Source organism: Rhizobium sp. 25PS6 (assembly GCF_032464655.1).
GTDB lineage: Bacteria > Pseudomonadota > Alphaproteobacteria > Rhizobiales > Rhizobiaceae > Rhizobium > Rhizobium laguerreae.
In genome coordinates this window covers 1-20,016 of sequence record NZ_JAWDIV010000012.1, presented here as the reverse complement: position 1 = coordinate 20,016, position 20,016 = coordinate 1, and the positions used below count along the sequence as shown (strand labels likewise).

The following is a 20,016-nucleotide window of genomic DNA, read 5'->3' as shown; positions in this document are numbered from 1 at the left end:
CTTTCAGGCGGGGGGCGGGCACGGGGCGGTTCATGCGGGCGGTGCCGCGGCCCCGAGCGACTCCCTCCGCCGGCATTATCCGGTTCAGGTTCGAAGGGTGCTTCTCAGCCCGTCTGTCGACGGGCGCCCCTGTCTCTCATCGCGCTCTTTTCGCAGAGAATGGGGCGACTGTCACCCCGAAAATGACAATTCCACGACCTGCCGACGCGTCTCTTCTACGAAAAGGCGGTCAGCCGACGATCTTTGTCAGCAGCCGTCCGATATCCTCGTTGGCGACAGTTTCGCCATGCTTGACCCTCAATCACGCATGCGCTTCCCTGCCGCGATAGACCTCCGGATCGGGGATCGGAACCGCGGCGATCAGTGCGCGGGTGTAGTCATCCGTCGGGTTCTCGAAGATATCCCGCCGCGTGCCGGTTTCGATGATGCGGCCGGCGCGCATGACGGCGACGTTGTGGGACATGCGCTCGACCACGGCCATGTCGTGGGAGATGAAGAGATAGGCGAGCCCCATCGTTTCCTGCAGTTCGAGCAGCAGGTCGAGCACGCGGGCGCGGACGGAGACGTCAAGGGCTGCGACGCTCTCGTCGGCGACGATCAGCTTTGGCTCAAGCGCGAGCGCCCGTGCGATGCAGATGCGCTGGCGCTGGCCGCCTGAAAATTCGTGCGGGTAGCGCGTCGCCGCATCAGGCGTCAGGCCGACCCGGCGCAGCAGTTCGGCGACGCGGTCCTGCCGTTCGCTGTGGTTGCCGATGCCGTGGATGACCATCGGTTCGCCGATTGCCTTACCGACGACCATTCGCGGGTCGAGGGAGGCATAGGGATCCTGGAAGATCATCTGCGCCGAGCGGCGCACGGGCCGCATCTTGCGCTGGCTGAGGCCGGCAATTTTGCGGCCGTCGATCAGGACATTGCCCTTGAAGGGGATGAGACCGAGCACGGCCTTGCCGGTGGTCGATTTGCCGGAGCCGCTTTCGCCGACGAGGCCGAGCGTTTCGCCCGGCAGGATATCGAAGGAAACGCCTTCGACGGCTGCGACCGGCGGCTTGCCCTTGAAAAACCGGCTTGCGGCATTGCCATAGGTGACGGTGAGGTCGCGCACGTTCAGCACCGGCGTGCGGTCCGGATGCAGCGTCTCGATGGCGCGCTGGCTGATGCGCGGCGGACGGTCGGTGCCGGCAAGCGCGCCGAGCCGCGGGACGGCGGCGAGCAATTGCTGCGTATAGGCCTCCTTCGGCCGCTGGAAGATGGCGAGCGCCGTTCCCTGCTCGACGATCCTGCCATTCTGCATGATGACGACGCGGTCGGCCATTTCGGCGACCACCCCCATGTCGTGAGTGATGAGGATGATCGAGGCGCCGAATTCGCGCTTCAACTCTCGCATCAGCTTGAGGATTTGCGCCTGCACGGTGACGTCGAGTGCGGTTGTCGGCTCGTCGGCGATCAGCACCTTCGGCCGGCAGGAGAGCGCCATGGCGATCATCACCCGCTGGCGCATGCCGCCGGAAAGCTCGTGCGGGTACTGCTTCAGCCGCCGGGCCGGCTCGGTGATCTGCACGGCATCGAGCATCTTCAGCGCCACCGCCTCGGCATTGTCGCTGCCCTGGTGCGCGCGGATTGCCTCAGTCAGCTGGTTGCCCACCGACATGACCGGGTTGAGCGAGGTCATCGGCTCCTGGAACACCATGGCGATATCGCCGCCGCGCACGCTGCGCATCGCGCGGTCGGAAAGCGTGAGCAGGTCGCGCTCGCCAAGCAGCACGCTGCCGGAGGCCACCCGCAGCGAGGCCTTCGGCAGGAGCCCCATGATCGACAGCGAGGTGACCGACTTGCCGGAGCCGGATTCGCCGGCAATGCAGAGCGTTTCGCCGCTTGCAAGCTCGAAGCTGACATCCTGGAGCACCGGCTTGCGGCCTTCGGGGGTGCGGGCATCGACGCTCAGATTGCGAAGGCTGAGCACCGCTGCGGCGGCGGGCATGGCTTCGTTCACGCGAACACGATCCTCGGGAAGTAGAAGGAAACCACCCAGTTCGGCTGGTCGACGATCTCGCTGATCCGCAGATCGCCGCAGACCGAGCAAAGCAGATAGGCATCGACGGCGCTCATGCCGTGTTCGGCGCCGAGAAGATCGATCATGCGCATGACGCTTTCGCGCGCCCCGGTCATCAGATCAGGGCCGATGCCTGTCGTCACCTCGTAGCCGGCGCCGTCGAGATGGCGGGTCACCGGTTCGGTCGTGGTGAAGCGCGGCGTCTGCAGCTTGGCGCCCTTGACGAGTTCGATCGTCGCTTCGACGTTCATCTGGCTTTCGATCGCCGTGCCGCAGACTTCGCCATCACCCTGGGCGGCATGGGTATCACCGATCGAAAACAGCGCGCCGTCGACCTCGACGGGCAGGTAGAGCGTCACCCCGGCCGTCAGGTCGCGGATGTCCATGTTGCCGCCGACGCGGCGTGGGGGAACGACGGAGTGGGTGCCGGGCTCGGCGGGTGCGACGCCGATCGTGCCGGCGAAGGGCTTTAGCGGCACGCGGCCGCCCGGGCCGTAAAGGGCGGGCACCATGCTGTTGGCGTCATAGGACCAGACATGCAGTGCCGGATCCGTGAACTGATCCGCGAGCAGGCCGAAGCCCGGAATATTGGCCGTCCAGCCGACGCCCGACGGAATGAACTTGCGCAGCGTCACCTTCAGCGCATCACCGGGCTTGGCGCCTTCGATATAGACCGGGCCGGAGACCGGGTTGATCTTGCCGAAATCGAGCGCGTTCAGCGTTTCGAGCGTCGCGTCGTTTCCGAGCTGGCCACCCGATGAATCCATGCATTCGAAGTGGATCGTCTCTCCGGGCTTGGCGACGACGGCGGGGGGGAAATCCTTGTTCCAGCCGAAATTATGCTGGGCGCGGTGGATGGTGTGGGTGCAGGCGATGCACATGTCATATCTCCCTCGATTTTATGATGCCTTCCCGGCATGGACCGGGAAGGCTTTGTTTCTTCAGGGCCTATTGCTTGACGTAGATCGCGTCGTAATTGATGACGCGGGTCGGATCGATGTAGATGTTGTCAGCACCGCCCATGCGCATCGACTTGGCGACGACGCGGCGTTCGTTGATCACAGGGATCCATGGCGCATCGGCCATGATATCGGTGAAGATCTTGCCCCAGGCGGCGGTGCGCTCGGCTACCTTTGCCGGATCGGACATCGAGTCGGCGGCAACGGCGCGCTTGTCGAGTTCGGCGTTGCAGTACCATGACCAGTTCCAGCCGCCCGGAACCGCGCCGGCGCAACCGAGAATCGGGCCGTAGAAGTTGGACGGATCCGGGAAGTCGGCGATCCAGGCCATGCCGCCCGACCAGATCATCGGCGCTTCGCCTTCCGTGCCGCCGGCCGAGATGACGTTTGCCTGGGCCAGCGCTCGGACCTCGGCCTTGACGCCGACAGCGGCCAGATCCTGCTGAATCGCCTGGGCGATGCGCGGCTGCGGATCGGTGTTGGTGGAGTAGAGCACGGTCTCGAAGCCGTCGGAATAGCCGGCTTCGGCAAGCAGCGCTTTGGCTTTCGCCACGTCATAGGCATAGCCGGTGAAGGACTTGTCGTAGCCCGGCATCAGCGGCGGCAGCGGCTGGTTGGCAGGCGTTGCGCGGCCGTTGAGGATGCGGGTGATGCGCTCCTTGTTGATCGCCATGTTCAGCGCCTGGCGAACCTTGACGTTGTCGAAGGGCTTCACCTTGGTGTTGAGGGTGATGTAGCCGGTATGCAGCTGTTCGCCGTCGACGATCATCTGCGCGCCGTCGGCCGAATTCTTGATTTCAAGAAACTTCGCCGGCGGAATGCCGTCGCCGGCAATATCGACCTCGCCCTTCTGCAGGCGCAAGAGCGCCACCAGCGGCTCTTGGCCGACCTCGACCTTGAAGCTGTCGATATAGGGAACGCCCTTGACGAAATAATCCTTGTTGCGCTCGAAAACGAGCTGCTGGCCGATTGTCCAATCCTTCAGGATGAAGGTGCCGGAGCCGACCGGCTTCTTGCCGAAGTCGCCGGCCGCGGCCTCGACGGCTTCCTTCGGCACGACCGAGGCGAAGTTGATGGCGAGCACGTGCAGGAAGGTGGCGTCGGGGCGCGAGAGGTTGAAGATGACGGTGCTATCGTCCGGCGTCTCGATGCCGGAGAGCGTCGTCGTCTTGCCGCCAGTTTCATCCTCGAAGCCCTTGATCGCCCCGAAGAAGCCGGCGCCGGGCCCTTGAGTCTTCGGGTCGACGGCGCGTTCGATCGAATATTTCACGTCGGAGGCGACGACCTCGCGGCCGTTCGAGAACTTCACGCCCTTGTGCAGCTTGAAGGTATAGGTCAAGCCGTCGGCCGACACGGTGAAGCTTTCGGCAAGCGAGGGAACCGGGTTCGGCGTGCCGGGCGCGTAGTCCATCAGGCGGGAATACAGGCTCTTGATCATCGACCAGTTGACCCAGTCGTAGCCGATCGCCGGGTCGAGTGTGGTGATGTCGTCCTTGTAGGTGACGACGATATCGCCGCCCTGCTTGGGCGTTTCCTGCGCCATGACGGACAATGGCGCGAGCGCCACCATCGTTGCCATGGTCGTCTGTTGCAGCCAGCGTTTGAACATCTTGGTTCCCCTTCTTTGGTTGCTGTCAGCGTGTGCGGATGCGCGGGTCGATGACCGGCGCGACGAGGTCGGCAAGCAGGTTGCCGATGATGATGGCAAGTGCCGAGGTCAGGGTGACGCCCATGATGATCGGGATGTCGACCTGCTGGATTGCCTGCCAGGCGAGCTGGCCGATGCCGGGCCAGCCATAGACCGCTTCAACCACGACCACGCCGCCCATGAACTGGCCGATGTCGATGCCGATCATGGCGATGATCGGCAGCACGGCATTGGGCAGCGCATGGCGCAGGATGACGCGCTTCGAGGAAAGGCCCTTGGCGCGCGCCGTGCGGACATAATCCTGGTTCAGCACGTCGATCATCGACGAGCGCACCATGCGGGCGTACCAGCCGGCGCCGCAGATGCCGAGCGTTACGGCAGGCAGGACGAGATGCGAGAAGCTGCCGTAGCCGCTCATCGGAAACCAGCCGAGCGTTGCCGCCAGCAGGTAGAGCAGCAGCAGGGCGACGAGGAATTGCGGTGCGGAGGTGCCGACAAAGGAGGCCATCATCACCAGCCGGTCGACGAAGCCGCCGCGGCGCATGGCAGCGATGGTGCCGAGCGTCAGGCCGAGCACCACCTCGACGAAGATGCCTGCAAGCATCAGCGTCAATGTTGCCGGCAGGCGGGCGGCGATCAACGTCCAGACCTCGGTTTTCTGCGCATAGGAGCGGCCGAGATTCCCGTGCAGCAGATTGCCGAGATAGGTGCCGAACTGGACCAGCAGCGGCTGGTCGAGGCCAAGCTCACGGCGGATGTTGGCGACCGTCTGGGCGGTGGCGCTGCGGCCGGCGATCATGCGGGCCGGATCGGCCGGAAGGGCGTAGAGCAGCACGAAGGTGATTGCCGCGACGCCGAGCAGGATGAGAGCCGCCTGTGCCAGCCTCCGGAGCATGAGTGACGCCATTAGCCCCTCCCGCGCTGGGTCGGGTCGAGAATGTCGCGCAGCGCGTCGCCAACGAGATTGAAGGAAAGCGCCGTCAGAAGGATGATCGCGCCCGGAATGAAGACGAGCCAGGGGGCGGCTTGGAAATAGCTTTGGCTCTCGAAGATGATGTTGCCCCAGGAGGGCTGCGGCGGCTGGACGCCGACGCCGAGGAAGGAGAGTGTGGCCTCGAGCAGCACCGTGGTGGCGATGCCGAGCGTGCCCCAGACGATTGCCGTCGGCATGAGGTGCGGCAGGATATGCATGAAGAGCACGCGCATGTGGCCGGCGCCGAGCGAGCGCTCAGCCATGATGAAATCTCGCTCCACCAGGCCGCGGGTCTCGGTATAGACGATGCGGGCGACCTGCACCCAGTTGACCAGCGCAATCACCATGGCAACGATCCAGAGGCTCGGCTTCAAAAGGGCTGCCAGCACGATGGCGAGCAGCAGCGCAGGAAATGCCATCATCAGATCGGTGAAGCGCATCAGGATGTTGCCCGGCAGCCCGCGGAGATAACCGGCAACGATGCCGACGAAGAGGCCGATCGTCACCGCGATGCCATTGGCGACAAGGCCGATGATCAGCGAGGTGCGGGCGCCGAAGAGCAGGCGCGAGAACAGGTCGCGGCCGAGCGTGTCGGTGCCCAGCAGATAGGGACCGCCCGGTGGCAGCGGCGCGCCTTCGAGCGAGAGGCCGTCAAACATCTGCTCGTCCGGGCTGAACGGCGCGATCCACGGCGCTGCAATCGCGAGCGCGATGACGAGTGTGACGACGATCAGGCCGAACAGCGCCGTCGGCTGGCGGATCATCTGTTTCAGCACATGCATCAACCCGCCTCCGGCAGGGGTTCGGCACCCGCCAGGATGAAGGCTGATATCTGCTCCATCGGCAGGCGGCGGCGCATGGCGCAATTGCGCAAGATTGAGTAAGCGCTCTCCTCGTCGATGCCGTGTGCGGCCTGAAGCTTTTCGACGGCGGCATGAACGAGCGGCCGCAGCCGGACGCGCTCTTCGAGATATTGCAGCTTCTCCACGGTCGCCTTGCGCTCCCGATGAATGGAGACGGCCATGACAAGCGCCGGATAGACGGCCGATGTGGCGATCGGCTTGGCGATGATCGCGCCGGCGCCCTGTGCGAGCGCCCAGGCGATGCGGCCGGGCGCTTCCGAGCCAAGCAAGGCGACGACGGGGCAGGCAGGCGTTTCGCCGTTCCAGGGCAGCAGATCGTCCCAGCCTTGATCGGCATCGACGATGACGAGATCGGGCAGTGTCGCGGCCGAGAGCGGCGCCCATTGCAGCGTTGCATGCATGCCGAGCAGGCGAAGCTGGCGGATCAGCTTTTCGGTGTTGCCGTCCTCGCGGTGCAGGACCATCGCCTGCCAGCCGGTGAAATTGGGTGTCTCTCTCATGACACCACCCTTAACCGCGGCAAGGCCTGTCGGTTGCGGCCGGTCAGATAGGGGTCGGCGGCGAGAGGCGGCTGCGAGGCGACGACATCGAAGCCGTTGTCGGCGTTGATCCGGCCGAGATGGAAGGGCAGGGCGGCATGATTGGTCTCGCGGTCGATCGAAAGTGCGCCGAACGGGGTCGGCCAGGATCGATTGTAGAGCTCGCGCCGAACGGCCTCGGGCTCGTCACTACCGGCAGCGACGATCGCGTCGACGCAGAGCCGGACGGCGGTATAGGCGCTGGCAAAGACGCTGGAGACACGCCGCTCGGCGCCGTGATGCTCGGTGACACGGGCCTTGAAGGCGGCATTTTCGGGGGTCGCGATACTATCGAAATAGGAAGCGGCGCAAAGCTGGCCGGCAGCAGCTCCGGCGGCGATATCGTCGAGTTCGCATTCCATCAGGTCGCAGCTCACGACCGGGCAGTTTTCCGCGCGAAAGGCCGGGTCGCGATCACCGAGGGCCTTGATCGCCTCCAGGAAGGCGTAGCTCGAGGGGCCGATCAGATTGTTGAGGATGAAGCTCGGGCGGCGTTGCGCGATCTCGGCGACGATGCGCTCGACGGCGGTTTCCTCGAGCGGAAGATAGCGTTCACCAAGCACCTCGCCGCCGGCATTGGTAATGAGTTCGCGGGCGAGCCGGTTCATCTCCCAGCCCCAGACGTAGTTGGCGCCGACGAGATAGGGCCTTGCGCCGTAACGCGGGATCAGGTGCTCGAAAAGCGGCAGCAGATGCTGGTTCGGGCAGCCGCCGACATAGATGACGTTCTCGTTGGCCTCGAAACCTTCATAGGGGCACATATACCAGAGCAGGCCGTCATGTTTCTCGACGAGCGGGATGACTTCCTTGCGTGCCGCAGATGTGATCGTGCCGACGATATGGCGGCAACCGGCGCGCAGAAGATGGCGCGCACCGTCCAGATAGGCGGCAAGATCGGCATGCGGGTCGAAGAAGGCGGGTTCGATCGCCAGCCCTTCGACGCCGGCATATTCGGCCATCGCGAAATCGGCGCCGTCGCGAGCGTCGCGGCCCATCGAGCCGTAGGGCCCGGTGGTCGAAAAGAGGATGCCGATTTTCAGCGCGTCGTTCATCAAGTGACCACATCAAAAACCCCACGACGCTGGTCCCATCGAGCGATGAGGCGTCATGGGGCGAAACTGCCCAGAGACTATCGGAGTCATGTCAATGCGGCTGGCCTTCTGCCTAATCCGCAGGCCTGAGTAAAATACAGGCAGCTTGTCTTTGTCAAGTGTGCTGCGCTGCACTCGCAGTCATTTGATCTTGTTCTTTCGGTAGAGCAGCCAAAGGTCGCTCTTCTAGCTCAAATCATGCAGATCCTTGGCGGTCGCCGGCCCAATCGAGAATTCGGAAAAACGCACCGTCAGTCCGCTACGCTCCGGCGTGCAGGCGGTCGGTCCGACCTCGTAGTTTGCCGCTGCCGGGAAGGGCGCTAGCCGCAGCAGCGGCCAGAAGCTGCCATCGCGCGAGGCCTGGATGCGCATCGCGCCGTTGGCGACAGTGACGCGAATACGGAAATCCTCCAATTCCCTGAAGGGCTGTGCCACCGACCAGTCGGACTTGCCGTCGGTGACGACGGTGCTGAGGAAGGCTTCACCGTCGGTGAACTCGACGCCTGTTTTCACCCAACGTTTTTCGTCGATGCGAACCATCAGGCCGGCCTGGTCGTAGAGCGTGCGGAATTCGCCCTGGACGCGGATCTGCGCGGTGAAGGCGTCGGTGGTGGGAAAGGCGAGGAAATGGCCGCTGTCGCGGGTGAAGCCGTAATGGGTTTCCCGCCAGAAATCTGTTTTCTCGTCGGTCGTTAGGGTGAGGCCGGCTTCCTCCGCGTGCCAGATGGCCGGTTCGTTCAGCCATTTTCCGTCGTTGAAATTGGTGCTCATCTGATTGTCCCGTTCTGTTGAGGCGTCACCGCAGGGTGTTTGACTCACCTTGGCATAATGCGCGGTCTTGTTGCAGGCCGGCGCAGCCGAAGTTTTGTGTTTTTCCGGCGTCTCGGCTTCGGCCGAGGGCATAATCCGTCGCTCATGCTTGACAGGATCGATCCATCTCTTATTCTGTTACAAAAATATGAATTACATAATTGTGGAACTAAACGGGAGCTGTCACATGAAAACACTGGTCGCATTCCTTCTCGGCACCGCGCTTGTCGCCCTGCCTTCGACCCTCTTTGCCCAGGAAAAGGGCGGCGTCATCAATGTCGCGACGATCGGCGAGCCGCCGACGCTCGATCCGATGTCGTCGACGGCCGATCTGGTCGGCATCGTCACCCAGCACATTTTCGAAACACTCTACACCTTCGACAAAGGCTGGAACGTCACGCCGCTTCTGGCCGAAAGCCTGCCTGAGATCAGCGCCGACGGCAAAACCTATACGATCAAGCTCAGGACCGGCATCAAGTTCCACGACAATAGCGACATGACATCGGAAGATGTCGTCGCCTCGCTTGGCCGCTGGATGAAGATCGCCTCGCGCGGCAAGCAGGTGGCCGGCTTCATCGATAAGGTCACCGCCGTCGATCCGGCGACCGTGACGATAACGCTGAAGCAGCCCTATGCGCCGCTGACCTCGCTGCTCGCCTTCAACAATTCGGCCGCAATCATCATCCCGTCCGAAAAGCAGGACGAGCCGATGAAGGACTTCATCGGCACCGGTCCCTACATGTTGAAGGAGCGCAAGGCTGACCAGTATATCCAGCTCGTCCGTTTCGATGGCTACAAGTCCCGCGAAGGCGACAGCAATGGTTATGGCGGCGCCCGCCACCAATATCTCGATGAGATCCGCTTCGTGCCGGTGCCGGATCCGAACACCCGCGTCGAGGCAGCCGTTTCCGGCCAGTATGATTATGTCGACTCGATCCCGGTCGAATCCTACGACAAGCTGAAGGCCTCCACCGCCTCGCAGCCGATCATCCTGAAGCCCTTCGGTTATCCCGTCTTCGTCTTCAACACGAAAGAAGGTATTGCCGGGAATGTCGAGGTCCGCAAGGCGATCCGTCAGGCGCTCAGCATGGAAGATATGCTGGCCGCGGCCTTCGGCAGCACGGATTTCTACGCGCTCGACGGCGCCATCTATCCAAAGACCTTTGCCTGGTCGACGGATGCCGGCGTCGAGGGCGCCTATAACGTCGCCGATCCGGAAGGGGCGGCCGCTGCCGCCAAGAAGGCCGGCTACAATGGTGAACCGATCCGTATACTGACCAGCCGCCAGTACGAATTCCACTACAAGATGGCGCAGGTCGCCGCCGAATATCTGAAACTTGCCGGCTTCAACGTCGATATGCAGGTGGTGGACTGGGCGACGCTGACGCAGCGCCGCGCCGATCCGAAGCTCTGGGATATCTACATCACCCACAGCCCCTTCCTGCCCGAGCCGGCCCTCATCGGCTCGCTCTCGACCAGTTCGCCGGGCTGGTGGGATACGCCGGCTCGCAAGGCCGCCGTCGACGCCTTTACATCGGAAGTCGATCCGAAGAAGCGCGTGGCGCTCTGGGCCGATGTCCAAAAGGCGATCTATGCCGATGCCCCCTTCATGAAGATCGGCGACTTCAACGCCGTTTCGGCTGAGTCGACCAAGCTCGAAGGCGTCGATCCGGCTCCGTGGCCGTATTTCTGGAATGCTTCGATCAAGAAGTGATGGAGTGACTTTGATGGCCACCGCTTGCTCCCTCATCCCTGTGCCCTCAGGGCTTTGCCCGAGTGAGGTCACAGGGATCCAGCCACGGCGCGTCTGTGCCGTGATTGACCCTTATTCGGTCAAGGAGTCTTCCGCGCCCAAGGACTTGGGCGCGCTGGATTCCTGTGACAAGCACAGGAATGAGGGGAGAGGATCGGCGGATTCCGCTACGATGCCACATGGACCAAGCGCTGGAGCATGGTTCGGATGATACGCTACATCCTCCAGCGCCTGTTCGGCATGATCGTCGTGATGTTTCTCGTCGTCACGATCGTCTTCGTCATCGTGCGCGTGACCCCGGGCGATCCGGCCGCCGTGATGCTCGGGCCGGATGCGACGCCGCAGGATATTGCCGACCTCAGGGCCCGGCTCGGCCTCGATCAGTCGCTCGGCCTGCAATATGTCTATTATATCGGCCAGATGCTGAGAGGTGATCTCGGCCAGTCGATCTTCCTCAACATGCCTGTCACCTCGGCCTTGCTCGATCGGGCCGAGCCGACCTTCTTCCTGACACTGTTTTCGCTCGCCATTGCCAGCATCATCGCCCTGCCGATCGGCATCTATGCCGCCTATCGGCGCGGTTCCTTCATAGACCAGGCAGCAACGACGCTTGCGATGTTTGCCGCCAGCATTCCGAGCTTCTGGCTCGGCCTGATCCTGATGCAGTTCTTCGCCGTCAGGCTCAACCTCTTCCCGGTCTCGGGTTATGGCGGTCCGGGCTCGACCTTTTTCGAGCGCATGTATCACCTGACGCTGCCTGCCTTTGCGCTCGGCATCGTCTCCTCGGCGCTGATCCTGCGTTTCACTCGCGCGTCGATGCTCGATGTGCTCGGCGACGATTATATCCGTACGGCCCGCGCCAAGGGGCTGATCGAGCGTCGGGTGATCCTCAAGCACGCGCTGAAGAATGCGCTGATCCCGATCCTGACGGTGATCGGCCTGACGGCAGCGGTCCTGATTTCAGGCGCCGTCGTCACCGAGACCGTCTTCGGGCTGCCCGGTGTCGGCAACCTCGTCGTCTCGGCGGTGCTACGCCGCGATTATCCCGTCATCCAGGGCGCGCTGCTCGTCATCGCCGCGCTCTACGTGCTGATCAATTTTGCGATCGACATGCTCTATCTGCTTGTTGATCCGAGGGTGCGCTACTGATGGCCGATATCGCAATCAAATCAGTCGAAGGCGAAGGCAGCAAATTCGCCAGGCGCCTGCTGAAGCGCAAGACGGTCGCCTTTGGCCTGCTGATCCTGACAATTTTCGTGCTTCTGGCAGTCTTCGCGCCTCTTGTCGCGCCCTATTCGCCGTCGAAGCTTTCCATCGTCAACCGGCTGAAACCGCCGAGCGGCACCTTTGTCTTCGGCACCGACGAATTCGGCCGCGACGTCTTCTCACGCACCATCTTCGCCGGCCGCCTGTCGCTGCTCGTCGGTGCGGCTGTTGTGACCTTGTCGGCCGTGATCGGCGTGACGCTCGGCCTGCTTGCCGGCTTTTTCCAGAAGCTCGACACGCCGATCGCCCGATTGATCGATGCGATGATGGCATTCCCCGATATTTTGCTGGCAATCGCGCTCGTCGCCGCCCTCGGCCCGTCGTTGACGACGGTCATCATCGCGCTGTCGATCGTCTATGCGCCGCGGCTTGCCCGCATCGTGCGCGCATCGACGCTGGTCATTCGTGAACTCCCCTATGTCGAGGCGGCGAGGGCGCTCGGCATTTCGACCTTCCATATCATGACGCGGCATGTGCTGCGAAATCTGCTGTCGCCGATCCTCGTGCAGGCGACGTTCCTATTCGCCAGCGCGATGCTTGCCGAAGCCGGCCTGTCTTTCCTCGGCCTCGGCGTCAGCCCCGAAATCCCGACCTGGGGAACGATGATTGCCGCCGGCCGCCAATATATCGGCCAGGCCGACTGGATGACGCTGTTTCCGGGTGTCGCCATCATCCTCTCCGTGCTGTCGCTGCAGATGGTCGGCGATGGCCTCAGGGACATGCTCGATCCAAGACTGCGCAAGGATCTTTAATCCGCCGACCAAGCGTCGGCCCAATCGAAATTCGCCTAATCGAAAATTGCATGACAGGAGTTTGCGTGAATCAGTTTCCTACCGCCGCCGGCAAGGTCGAGAACTCGCCTTACGAACGGCTTGCGGCCCTCGGCATAACGCTTCCGCCGCCGCCGCCGCCGATCGCCAATTTCGTGACGCACGTGATCGAAGGCAATATGCTCTATCTCTCCGGGCAGGGCCCGCGCGAGGCCGACGGCTTCATGCATGCCGGCAAGGTCGGCGGTGGGGTCAGTGTCGAGCAGGCCTACGGTCACGCGCGGCTGACCGGCATCAATCTGCTTGCCGTCATGCAGGATGCGCTGGGCGATCTCGCCCGCGTTAAGCGGGTGGTCAAGCTGCTCGGCATGGTCAATGCCGTGCCTGATTTCGAGGATCATCCAAGCGTCATCAACGGCTGCTCGGATCTGTTGATCGCAGTCTTCGGGCCGGCGGGCGAACATGCCCGCTCGGCCGTCGGCTTCGGCTCGCTGCCCGGCAACATCACCGTCGAGATCGAGGCGATCGTCGCCTTGCACGGCTGACGGGAGTTCGACACAGTTGATCGACCGCCCCATGTTTCGTTTTTCGACCCAGAATCCTGGAGATCTCCATGTCCACTGATATCCGCCCATCGCTTGACCTTCGCCCTGTCATCAATGTATCGGGCACGATGACCAGCCTCGGCGCCTCGATCGTCGTTGCCGAAGCGATCAGCGCGATGGCATCGATCCTGCCGCACTTTGTCGAGATCAACGACCTGCAGCGCAAGGCAAGCGCCGTCATCGCAAGGCTGACCGGCGGCGAGGCGGGCTTCGTCACCGCCTCCTGCTCGGCCGGCATTTCGCTTGCCGTCGCCGGCGCAATCACCGGCAATAACCTGCTGGCGATCGAGAAGCTGCCGGATGTGGTGTCGGAGAAGAACGAGGTGCTGGTGCAGATGGGCCATATCGTCAGTTACGGCGCCCCGGTCGACCAGGCGATCCGGCTTGCCGGCGGCAAGGTCGTGCTTGTGGGGCAGGCGACCTCGACGCACCGCTTCCACATGGAAAACGCCATCACCGACAAGACCGCCGCCGCCGTCTATGTCGTCTCCCACCATGTTGTCGACTACGGCCTGCTGAACCTCAAGGAATTCGTCGAGATCGCCCATGCCAAGGGCGTGCCCGTCATCGTCGACGCGGCCTCGGAATATGACCTGCGCATCTTCCTGGAGCAGGGAGCCGATATCGCGCTCTACTCCGGCCACAAATTCCTCGGCGGCCCGACCTCGGGTATCGTTGCCGGCAGGAAGGAGCTGGTGCGCCATGCCTTCCTGCAGAACATGGGCATCGGCCGCGGCATGAAGGTCGGCAAGGAGAGCATCTTCGGCGTCATGGCGGCACTCGAAGCCTGGGAAAACCGCGACCATGCCGGCATCCGGGAACGCGAGACCGGCTATCTCAACCTGTGGAAGCGCACGCTCGACGGCCGCACTGGCCTCACCGCGCTGATCGAGCCTGATCCGACCAACAATCCGCTCGATCGGCTGCGCCTGATCGTCGATCCCGAGCAAGCCCATATCACCGCCTGGGATCTGGCCGATGCGCTTGCCAAGGGCAACCCGCCGATCATCGTGCGCGATCATGAGGTGGAGCACCGCTATTTCTATCTCGACCCGTGCAATCTGCACCCGGGCGAGGAGACGATCGTGGCGGAGCGCCTGGCGCAGGAACTCGACAAGGCGCGCGCCTCCAACGAGATCATCGCAACGCCGATCGAAAACCGCAGCAGGCACCGTTTCGACGGTGTGCTGCGCTGGCCGGATTGAACCGCCGCCGCTCATCCGCCGCAAGAGGAACAGTAAATGGCCAGCGCCCAAACGAAACCGATCCAGACGACGACCGACGTTCTTTCCGTCGACAGGCTGACGACCTCCTTTCTGGTGGACGGCGTCTGGAAACCGGTCGTACGCGATGTTTCTTTCACGGTGGCGCCAGCGGAGACGGTGGCGATCGTCGGCGAATCCGGTTCGGGCAAGAGCGTCACCTCGCTCTCGATCATGCGGCTGCTGCAGGCGGATACGAGCCGTGTCGAGGGCCGCGTCATGCTCGGCGGACGCGACCTTCTGGCCTTGTCGGAAAATGCCATGCGGCAGGTGCGCGGCAACGAGGTGGCGATGATCTTCCAGGAGCCGATGACATCGCTCAATCCGCTCTTCACCATCGGCGACCAGATATCCGAGGCGCTGCTCTGCCATTCCGATATGAGCAGGGCCGATGCCAAAGCCGAGACGATCCGGCTCTTGGAAAAGGTCCGCATCCCCTCGGCTGCCTCGCGCTTCGGCGAATATCCGCATCGTTTCTCCGGCGGCATGCGCCAGCGGGTGATGATTGCCATGGCGCTTGCCTCGCGGCCGAAATTGCTGATCGCCGACGAGCCGACGACGGCGCTCGACGTCACCATCCAGGGCCAGATTCTCGACCTGATCAAGATGCTGCAGGATGAGGAGGGGACCTCCGTTCTCTTCATCACCCACGACATGGGCGTCGTCGCCGAGATCGCCGACCGGACGGTGGTGATGTATCGCGGCGAACAGGTGGAAAGCGGCGCCACCGCCGATATTTTTCACCGCGGCAAACATCCCTATACGAGAGCGCTGCTTTCAGCCGTGCCGGTGCTCGGCTCCATGCAGGGCAGGCAAAGGCCGCTGCGCTTTCCCGTGGTCAATACCGCAACGGGTGAATCGGATATTCCCGCCGAGGTCGCCGATACGGTGGCAGCGACGCCTGTCCTACAGGTGAAGAACCTCACCAAGCGCTTCGACATTCATTCCGGCCTGTTCGGCCGGCTGACCAGCAGGGTGCATGCGGTCGAAAACGTCTCCTTCGATCTTCATGCCGGCGAGACCCTGTCGCTCGTCGGCGAATCCGGCTGCGGCAAGTCGACGACCGGCCGCGCCATCATGCGGCTCATCGAGCCGCAGGCCGGTTCCGTTCTGGTCGAGGGCAGGGAGGTGCTCGGCCTCGACCGGAAGGATCTGCGCGACATGCGCAAATCCGTACAGATGATCTTTCAGGATCCCTTTGCCAGCCTCAATCCGCGCATGACGGTTGGTGCCGCGATCGCCGAACCCTATCTCGAACACAGGATGGGTAATTCGAAGCAGGCGAAAGACGTCGTCGCCGATCTTTTGGTGAAGGTCGGCCTGTTACCGGAGATGGCCGCGCGTTATCCGCACGAGTTTTCCGGCGGCCAGCGCCAGCGTATCTGCATTGCCCGCGCGCTTGCCTTGCAGCCGAAGGTCATCGTCGCCGATGAAAGTGTCTCGGCGCTCGACGTCTCGATCAAGGCACAGGTCATCAACCTGATGCTCGACCTGCAGCAGAGCCTCAACCTTGCCTTCCTGTTTATCTCGCACGATATGGCGGTGGTCGAACGCGTCAGCCACCGTGTGGCGGTGATGTATCTCGGCGAGATCGTCGAGATCGGCCCGCGATCCGCGGTCTTCGAAAATCCGCAGCATCCCTATACGAAGAAACTCATCGCGGCAGTGCCCGTGCCCGATCCGGACCGTCGCCATGAAAAGCGGATGGTGGCGAATGACGAAATCAAGAGCCCGATGCGCGCCGTCGACTATCAGCCTGCGAGCACGTCTTATCGCGAAGTCGGGCCGGGCCACCTGGTCATGGCCGATCGGTAGACTCGCCATCGCGTTTCGGATCTGACGAGCGCTATTCCATCGCCAGGATCATGTTGCGCACGACCGGGTAGATTTCCCCCTCCCAGCGGCGGCCGCTGAAGACGCCGTAATGTCCGACATTGGCCTGAAGATGATGGCGCTTCAGATGCGGGCGCAACGAACGACAGAGATCGTGCGCGGCCGACGTCTGGCCGAGCGCGCAGATGTCGTCGCGGCCGCCCTCGACGGTCAAAAGCGCCGTGTTGCGGATCTGGCCCGGGTCGACCTTGCGGCCATGGTGGGTGAGGTCGCCGGTCGCGAGTTCCGCCTTCTGGAAGACGCGTTCGATGGTTTCGATGTAGAATTCTTCGGTGAGGTCGAGCACGGCGAAATATTCGTCGTAGAACTTCTTGATCTTGCCGGCTTCGGCCGTCTCGCCCTTCGCCAGATGGTCGTAGAGCCTGCGATGAGCGTCCTGGTGGCGCTGCATGTTCATCGACATGAAAGCGACGAGCTGGAGGAAGCCGGGATAGACCCGCCGCCCGGCGCCCCGATAACGCCAAGGAACGCCCGTGATCAGCGAGTTCTCGAACCAGGCGAGCGACTTCGATACGGCAAGTTCGTTGACCTTCGTCGGGCTTTCGCGCGGATCGATCGGCCCGGCCATCAGCGTCATGGTCCGCGGGGTGGCGGGATGCCGCTCTTCCGACATCACGGCAACGGCGGCCAGCGCCTGTACGCAGGGTTGGCAGACGGCGAGGATATGAGCGCCGGGGCCGATTTCCTCCAGGAAATGCATGATGTAATCGACATAGTCGTCCATGCCGAAGCGTCCGGCCGACAGCGGCACGTCACGGGCGTTGACCCAGTCAGTGATGTAGACGTCGTGGTCGCGCAGCAGAGTCTGCACGGTGCCACGCAGCAGCGTGGAAAAATGGCCGGACAGCGGTGCGACGACCAGCACCCGCGGCCGCTTTGCATCGGTGTCCGTTGCAAAGTGCAGCAGCGTGCCGAAGGGCATGTCGAGTACGGTCTCGACGGTGACGGGCACCACGCGATTGCCGATCATGACCGAGTCTATAGCGAAATCCGGACGCTGGTGGGTGATCTCGAAGCGTGAGATCATCTCCAGCGCGGCGGCGAAGTGCCGTCCCATTTCGCTGCCGGATCCCCAGAGCGCTGTCGCGGAGAAGATCTGCAGGCGCCGCGCCAGATCGCGGAGCGGCGCGATGAGATCATCCTGGAACTGATAGGCCTGGTAGAGCATGGCCGAAATCTCCCGCACTGCCGCATCGATGCGGCGGTGCAAAAAATGCTAGTGGAATATGTTCTGCCATGCGAGAAGATTATCGAGGAAGAAGCAACATTGTCCGACAAGGATACGAGCCCGATGTCGCAAGCTGCACTGACGATTTCCTCGAAGAACTACTCCTCATGGTCTCTGCGCGGCTGGCTGCTATGCCGGATGGCGGGGCTGGATTTCACCGAAGTCCTTGTGGAGATGGATGACGAGGCGCGTCAGGAACTGCTTCTGCTTTCACCATCGGTTCTGGTGCCGAGGCTGACCCATGACGATGTGACGGTCTGGGACACGCTGGCGATTGCCGAATATCTCCACGAAGTGACGCCGACTGCCGGGCTCTGGCCCGTCGAGCGGGCGGCGCGCGCCCGCTGCCGGTCGGTCTCGGGCGAGATGCATTCGGGTTTCCATAACCTGCGATCAGCATTGCCGATGAACCTCAAGGCGCGGCATGCGAGCTTCAAGATATTTTCGGGCGCGCGGCCCGATGTCGAGCGTGTCAAGGCGATCTGGACTGAATGCCTCGACGCGAGCGGCGGGCCGTGGCTTTTCGGGACCGCGCCGACCGTGGCCGATGCGATGTATGCGCCGGTCTGCACCCGCTTCCGCACCTATGCGGTGGAGCTCGAACCGCAGCTCGAAGTCTATGTGGAAACGGTGCTGTCCTGGCCGCTGATGCGCGAGTGGACCGAAGGCGCGATGGCCGAGCCGGACGAGATCGTCGAACTGGAAGTCGAGTTCTGACGGAAACCCGGCCGGGCGGCTCCCCATCGATTTTGACGGGCCGAATTAAGAGTTGCCTGGACGATGAGCGGCGCATAAAGCAGATGCAGTGCCACATGCCGCGAAGCCTGGACCGATGAACAGAGATTATTATTCCAAACTCGGCGGATTGCCGCCGCAAACCGAGCTGCTTTCCAGCAAGGCCGTCTTCACCACAGCCTATGCGGTCATCCCGCGCAGCGTCATGACCGACATCGTCACCAGCGTCCTTCCGCATTGGACGGGGACACGGGCATGGGTTCTCTCCCGGCCGCTCTCCGGTTTCTCCGAGACCTTCTCGCAGTATGTGATGGAGGTTCAGCCCGGCGGCGGAAGCGATCGGCCGGAGCCCGACAAGCGGGCCGAAGCGGTTCTGTTCGTCGTCGAAGGCGAGATGACCGTGGAGCTCGGCGGCAACAGCCATGCGCTGCGCGCCGGTTCGTTCGCCTATCTTCCGGCGGGCTCGGTCTGGCGCCTGAAAAATAGCGGTTCGACTGCGGCAAAATTCCACTGGATTCGAAAGGCTTTTCAGGAGGTCGAGGGGTTGGAACCGCCGCCGGCGATCGTCACGCATGAGGACCAGCACCCCATCTCGGCAATGCCCGATACCGATGGACGCTGGGGGACGACCCGGTTCATCGATCCGGCCGATGTCCGCTACGACATGCACGTGAATATCGTGACTTTGGAGCCGGGTGCCGTGATCCCATTCATGGAAACCCATGTCATGGAGCACGGTCTCTATGTGCTGGAAGGCAAGGCCGTCTATCGGCTGAACCAGGATTGGGTCGAGGTCGAGGCTGGCGACTTCATGTGGCTGCGCTCCTTCTGCCCGCAGGCATGCTACGCCGGTGGCCCCGGCCCTTTCCGCTACCTGCTCTACAAGGACGTCAACCGTCATATGACGCTCTGGTAGGAGCGATGGTGAGGGACGATGCAACTCGAAACTGAACGCCTGATTTTGAGGCCCTGGCAGCAGCAAGATCGCAAGCCCTTCGCTGCGATCAATGAGGAACCCGACGTTGTCAGATATCTCAATCCTCTGACCGACGAACAGTCGGATGCGATGCTCGACCGTATCGACCGGCACTTCGAGGATCATGGCTGGGGATTTTGGGCGCTGGAGGAGAAGGCAAGCCGCCAGTTGATCGGCATGTGCGGCCTCGCCAAGGTTTCACCTGCTTTGCCATTTGCCCCGGCAGTCGAAATCGGTTGGCGGCTTTCAGCCTCTCGGCACGGCGCCGGATATGCACGTGAGGCCGCGGAACGGTCTCTCGACTTTGCGTTCAACGAGCTGAAGCTTAACCGCATCGTCAGCTTCACAGTGCCCGCAAACAGCAATTCCTGGGGTTTGATGAGGCGTCTGGGGATGAACCGGACCGGTGTGTTCAATCATCCCAATTTCGCCGAAGGGCATCCGTTGCGCCATCACGTGCTCTATGAACTGCGATCATCAAACGGGGACATTTCAGCCGAGTGCCTTTAGGCAACTAAGAGGAGATTTTGATAATGTTGGCAATCTATGATTGCGA

Annotated in this window: 18 protein-coding genes and 1 riboswitch; of the genes, 9 read left to right on the top strand and 9 right to left on the bottom strand. The window is 62.7% G+C overall.

The window, feature by feature from the left end:
• Positions 1-44: 44 nt before the first annotated feature.
• A riboswitch (TPP riboswitch) is annotated at positions 45-141 on the bottom strand.
• A 160-nt stretch (positions 142-301) separates the two neighbouring features.
• From RWK44_RS18205 to RWK44_RS18170, 8 genes are all read right to left on the bottom strand, one after another.
• Positions 302-1,990 (bottom strand): ABC transporter ATP-binding protein, encoded by a 1,689-nt coding sequence (locus RWK44_RS18205; RefSeq protein WP_316029212.1) that lies wholly within the window; start codon positions 1,988-1,990, stop codon positions 302-304.
• Positions 1,987-2,931: an acetamidase/formamidase family protein gene (locus RWK44_RS18200; protein ID WP_131662268.1), complete on the bottom strand. Its 945-nt coding sequence runs from the start codon at positions 2,929-2,931 to the stop codon at positions 1,987-1,989. Before RWK44_RS18200 ends, RWK44_RS18205 begins: the two co-directional genes overlap by 4 nt.
• 67 nt (positions 2,932-2,998) lie before the next feature.
• Positions 2,999-4,618: an ABC transporter substrate-binding protein gene (locus tag RWK44_RS18195; RefSeq protein WP_316029211.1), complete on the bottom strand. Its 1,620-nt coding sequence runs from the start codon at positions 4,616-4,618 to the stop codon at positions 2,999-3,001.
• Positions 4,619-4,643: 25 nt separating this feature from the next.
• The gene (locus RWK44_RS18190; protein ID WP_168283403.1) at positions 4,644-5,564 is read right to left on the bottom strand and encodes an ABC transporter permease; all 921 of its coding nucleotides are present in this window, start codon (positions 5,562-5,564) and stop codon (positions 4,644-4,646) included.
• The gene (locus RWK44_RS18185; RefSeq protein ID WP_131640561.1) at positions 5,564-6,412 is read right to left on the bottom strand and encodes an ABC transporter permease; all 849 of its coding nucleotides are present in this window, start codon (positions 6,410-6,412) and stop codon (positions 5,564-5,566) included. The genes RWK44_RS18190 and RWK44_RS18185 overlap by 1 nt, the downstream gene beginning before the upstream one ends.
• Positions 6,412-6,993 carry an ANTAR domain-containing response regulator gene (locus RWK44_RS18180; protein WP_316029210.1) on the bottom strand — a complete coding sequence of 194 codons (582 nt, stop codon included), beginning with the start codon at positions 6,991-6,993 and terminating at the stop codon, positions 6,412-6,414. Before RWK44_RS18180 ends, RWK44_RS18185 begins: the two co-directional genes overlap by 1 nt.
• Positions 6,990-8,123, bottom strand: coding sequence for a transporter substrate-binding protein (locus tag RWK44_RS18175; protein ID WP_131662264.1), 1,134 nt, complete (start codon positions 8,121-8,123; stop codon positions 6,990-6,992). The genes RWK44_RS18180 and RWK44_RS18175 overlap by 4 nt, the downstream gene beginning before the upstream one ends.
• Positions 8,124-8,348: 225 nt before the next feature.
• Positions 8,349-8,933, bottom strand: a complete 585-nt coding sequence (locus RWK44_RS18170; protein WP_221945076.1) for a DUF1349 domain-containing protein — start codon at positions 8,931-8,933, stop codon at positions 8,349-8,351.
• 226 nt (positions 8,934-9,159) lie between these two features.
• On the opposite strand from RWK44_RS18170, the gene RWK44_RS18165 reads away from it, so the two are divergent.
• From RWK44_RS18165 to RWK44_RS18140, 6 genes are all read left to right on the top strand, one after another.
• Positions 9,160-10,686: an ABC transporter substrate-binding protein gene (locus tag RWK44_RS18165; RefSeq protein ID WP_221945074.1), complete on the top strand. Its 1,527-nt coding sequence runs from the start codon at positions 9,160-9,162 to the stop codon at positions 10,684-10,686.
• 246 nt (positions 10,687-10,932) lie between these two features.
• Positions 10,933-11,874: an ABC transporter permease gene (locus RWK44_RS18160; RefSeq protein WP_165404267.1), complete on the top strand. Its 942-nt coding sequence runs from the start codon at positions 10,933-10,935 to the stop codon at positions 11,872-11,874.
• A complete protein-coding gene (locus tag RWK44_RS18155) occupies positions 11,874-12,743 on the top strand; it encodes an ABC transporter permease (RefSeq protein WP_222061390.1) in 870 nt (289 codons plus the stop codon). Before RWK44_RS18160 ends, RWK44_RS18155 begins: the two co-directional genes overlap by 1 nt.
• Positions 12,744-12,793: 50 nt before the next feature.
• Positions 12,794-13,306: a RidA family protein gene (locus RWK44_RS18150; RefSeq protein WP_221999296.1), complete on the top strand. Its 513-nt coding sequence runs from the start codon at positions 12,794-12,796 to the stop codon at positions 13,304-13,306.
• A gap of 68 nt (positions 13,307-13,374) precedes the next feature.
• Complete coding sequence (locus RWK44_RS18145) at positions 13,375-14,571, top strand: aminotransferase class V-fold PLP-dependent enzyme (RefSeq protein WP_316029209.1); 1,197 nt, start codon at positions 13,375-13,377, stop codon at positions 14,569-14,571.
• A 36-nt stretch (positions 14,572-14,607) separates the two neighbouring features.
• On the top strand, positions 14,608-16,443 hold the full coding sequence (locus RWK44_RS18140; protein ID WP_316029208.1) for an ABC transporter ATP-binding protein: 1,836 nt from the start codon (positions 14,608-14,610) through the stop codon (positions 16,441-16,443).
• A gap of 31 nt (positions 16,444-16,474) precedes the next feature.
• Here the strand turns inward: RWK44_RS18140 and RWK44_RS18135 are convergent, their stop codons facing one another.
• Positions 16,475-17,689, bottom strand: coding sequence for a polyhydroxyalkanoate depolymerase (locus RWK44_RS18135; protein WP_131640568.1), 1,215 nt, complete (start codon positions 17,687-17,689; stop codon positions 16,475-16,477).
• A gap of 123 nt (positions 17,690-17,812) precedes the next feature.
• On the opposite strand from RWK44_RS18135, the gene RWK44_RS18130 reads away from it, so the two are divergent.
• The 3 genes from RWK44_RS18130 (at position 17,813) to RWK44_RS18120 (ending at position 19,970) form a co-directional block, all read left to right on the top strand.
• The gene (locus tag RWK44_RS18130) at positions 17,813-18,466 is read left to right on the top strand and encodes a glutathione S-transferase (RefSeq protein ID WP_316029207.1); all 654 of its coding nucleotides are present in this window, start codon (positions 17,813-17,815) and stop codon (positions 18,464-18,466) included.
• A 115-nt stretch (positions 18,467-18,581) separates the two neighbouring features.
• Positions 18,582-19,400, top strand: coding sequence for a bifunctional allantoicase/(S)-ureidoglycine aminohydrolase (locus RWK44_RS18125; RefSeq protein WP_221999300.1), 819 nt, complete (start codon positions 18,582-18,584; stop codon positions 19,398-19,400).
• Between the two features lie 18 nt (positions 19,401-19,418).
• Positions 19,419-19,970: a GNAT family N-acetyltransferase gene (locus RWK44_RS18120; RefSeq protein ID WP_168283416.1), complete on the top strand. Its 552-nt coding sequence runs from the start codon at positions 19,419-19,421 to the stop codon at positions 19,968-19,970.
• Positions 19,971-20,016: the final 46 nt, after the last annotated feature.

Bases quoted from the DNA above. Each gene is read 5' to 3' on its own strand.
- RWK44_RS18130 (WP_316029207.1), top strand. From the start codon at position 17,813: ATGTCGCAAGCTGCACTGACGATTTCCTCGAAGAACTACTCCTCATGG.
- RWK44_RS18135 (WP_131640568.1), bottom strand. From the start codon at position 17,689: ATGCTCTACCAGGCCTATCAGTTCCAGGATGATCTCATCGCGCCGCTC.
- RWK44_RS18155 (WP_222061390.1), top strand. From the start codon at position 11,874: ATGGCCGATATCGCAATCAAATCAGTCGAAGGCGAAGGCAGCAAATTC.
- RWK44_RS18120 (WP_168283416.1), top strand. From the start codon at position 19,419: ATGCAACTCGAAACTGAACGCCTGATTTTGAGGCCCTGGCAGCAGCAA.
- RWK44_RS18175 (WP_131662264.1), bottom strand. From the start codon at position 8,123: ATGAACGACGCGCTGAAAATCGGCATCCTCTTTTCGACCACCGGGCCC.
- RWK44_RS18170 (WP_221945076.1), bottom strand. From the start codon at position 8,933: ATGAGCACCAATTTCAACGACGGAAAATGGCTGAACGAACCGGCCATC.
- RWK44_RS18150 (WP_221999296.1), top strand. From the start codon at position 12,794: ATGACAGGAGTTTGCGTGAATCAGTTTCCTACCGCCGCCGGCAAGGTC.
- RWK44_RS18160 (WP_165404267.1), top strand. From the start codon at position 10,933: ATGATACGCTACATCCTCCAGCGCCTGTTCGGCATGATCGTCGTGATG.
- RWK44_RS18185 (WP_131640561.1), bottom strand. From the start codon at position 6,412: ATGCATGTGCTGAAACAGATGATCCGCCAGCCGACGGCGCTGTTCGGC.
- RWK44_RS18190 (WP_168283403.1), bottom strand. From the start codon at position 5,564: ATGGCGTCACTCATGCTCCGGAGGCTGGCACAGGCGGCTCTCATCCTG.
- RWK44_RS18140 (WP_316029208.1), top strand. From the start codon at position 14,608: ATGGCCAGCGCCCAAACGAAACCGATCCAGACGACGACCGACGTTCTT.
- RWK44_RS18195 (WP_316029211.1), bottom strand. From the start codon at position 4,618: ATGTTCAAACGCTGGCTGCAACAGACGACCATGGCAACGATGGTGGCG.
- RWK44_RS18165 (WP_221945074.1), top strand. From the start codon at position 9,160: ATGAAAACACTGGTCGCATTCCTTCTCGGCACCGCGCTTGTCGCCCTG.
- RWK44_RS18125 (WP_221999300.1), top strand. From the start codon at position 18,582: ATGAACAGAGATTATTATTCCAAACTCGGCGGATTGCCGCCGCAAACC.
- RWK44_RS18200 (WP_131662268.1), bottom strand. From the start codon at position 2,931: ATGTGCATCGCCTGCACCCACACCATCCACCGCGCCCAGCATAATTTC.
- RWK44_RS18180 (WP_316029210.1), bottom strand. From the start codon at position 6,993: ATGAGAGAGACACCCAATTTCACCGGCTGGCAGGCGATGGTCCTGCAC.
- RWK44_RS18145 (WP_316029209.1), top strand. From the start codon at position 13,375: ATGTCCACTGATATCCGCCCATCGCTTGACCTTCGCCCTGTCATCAAT.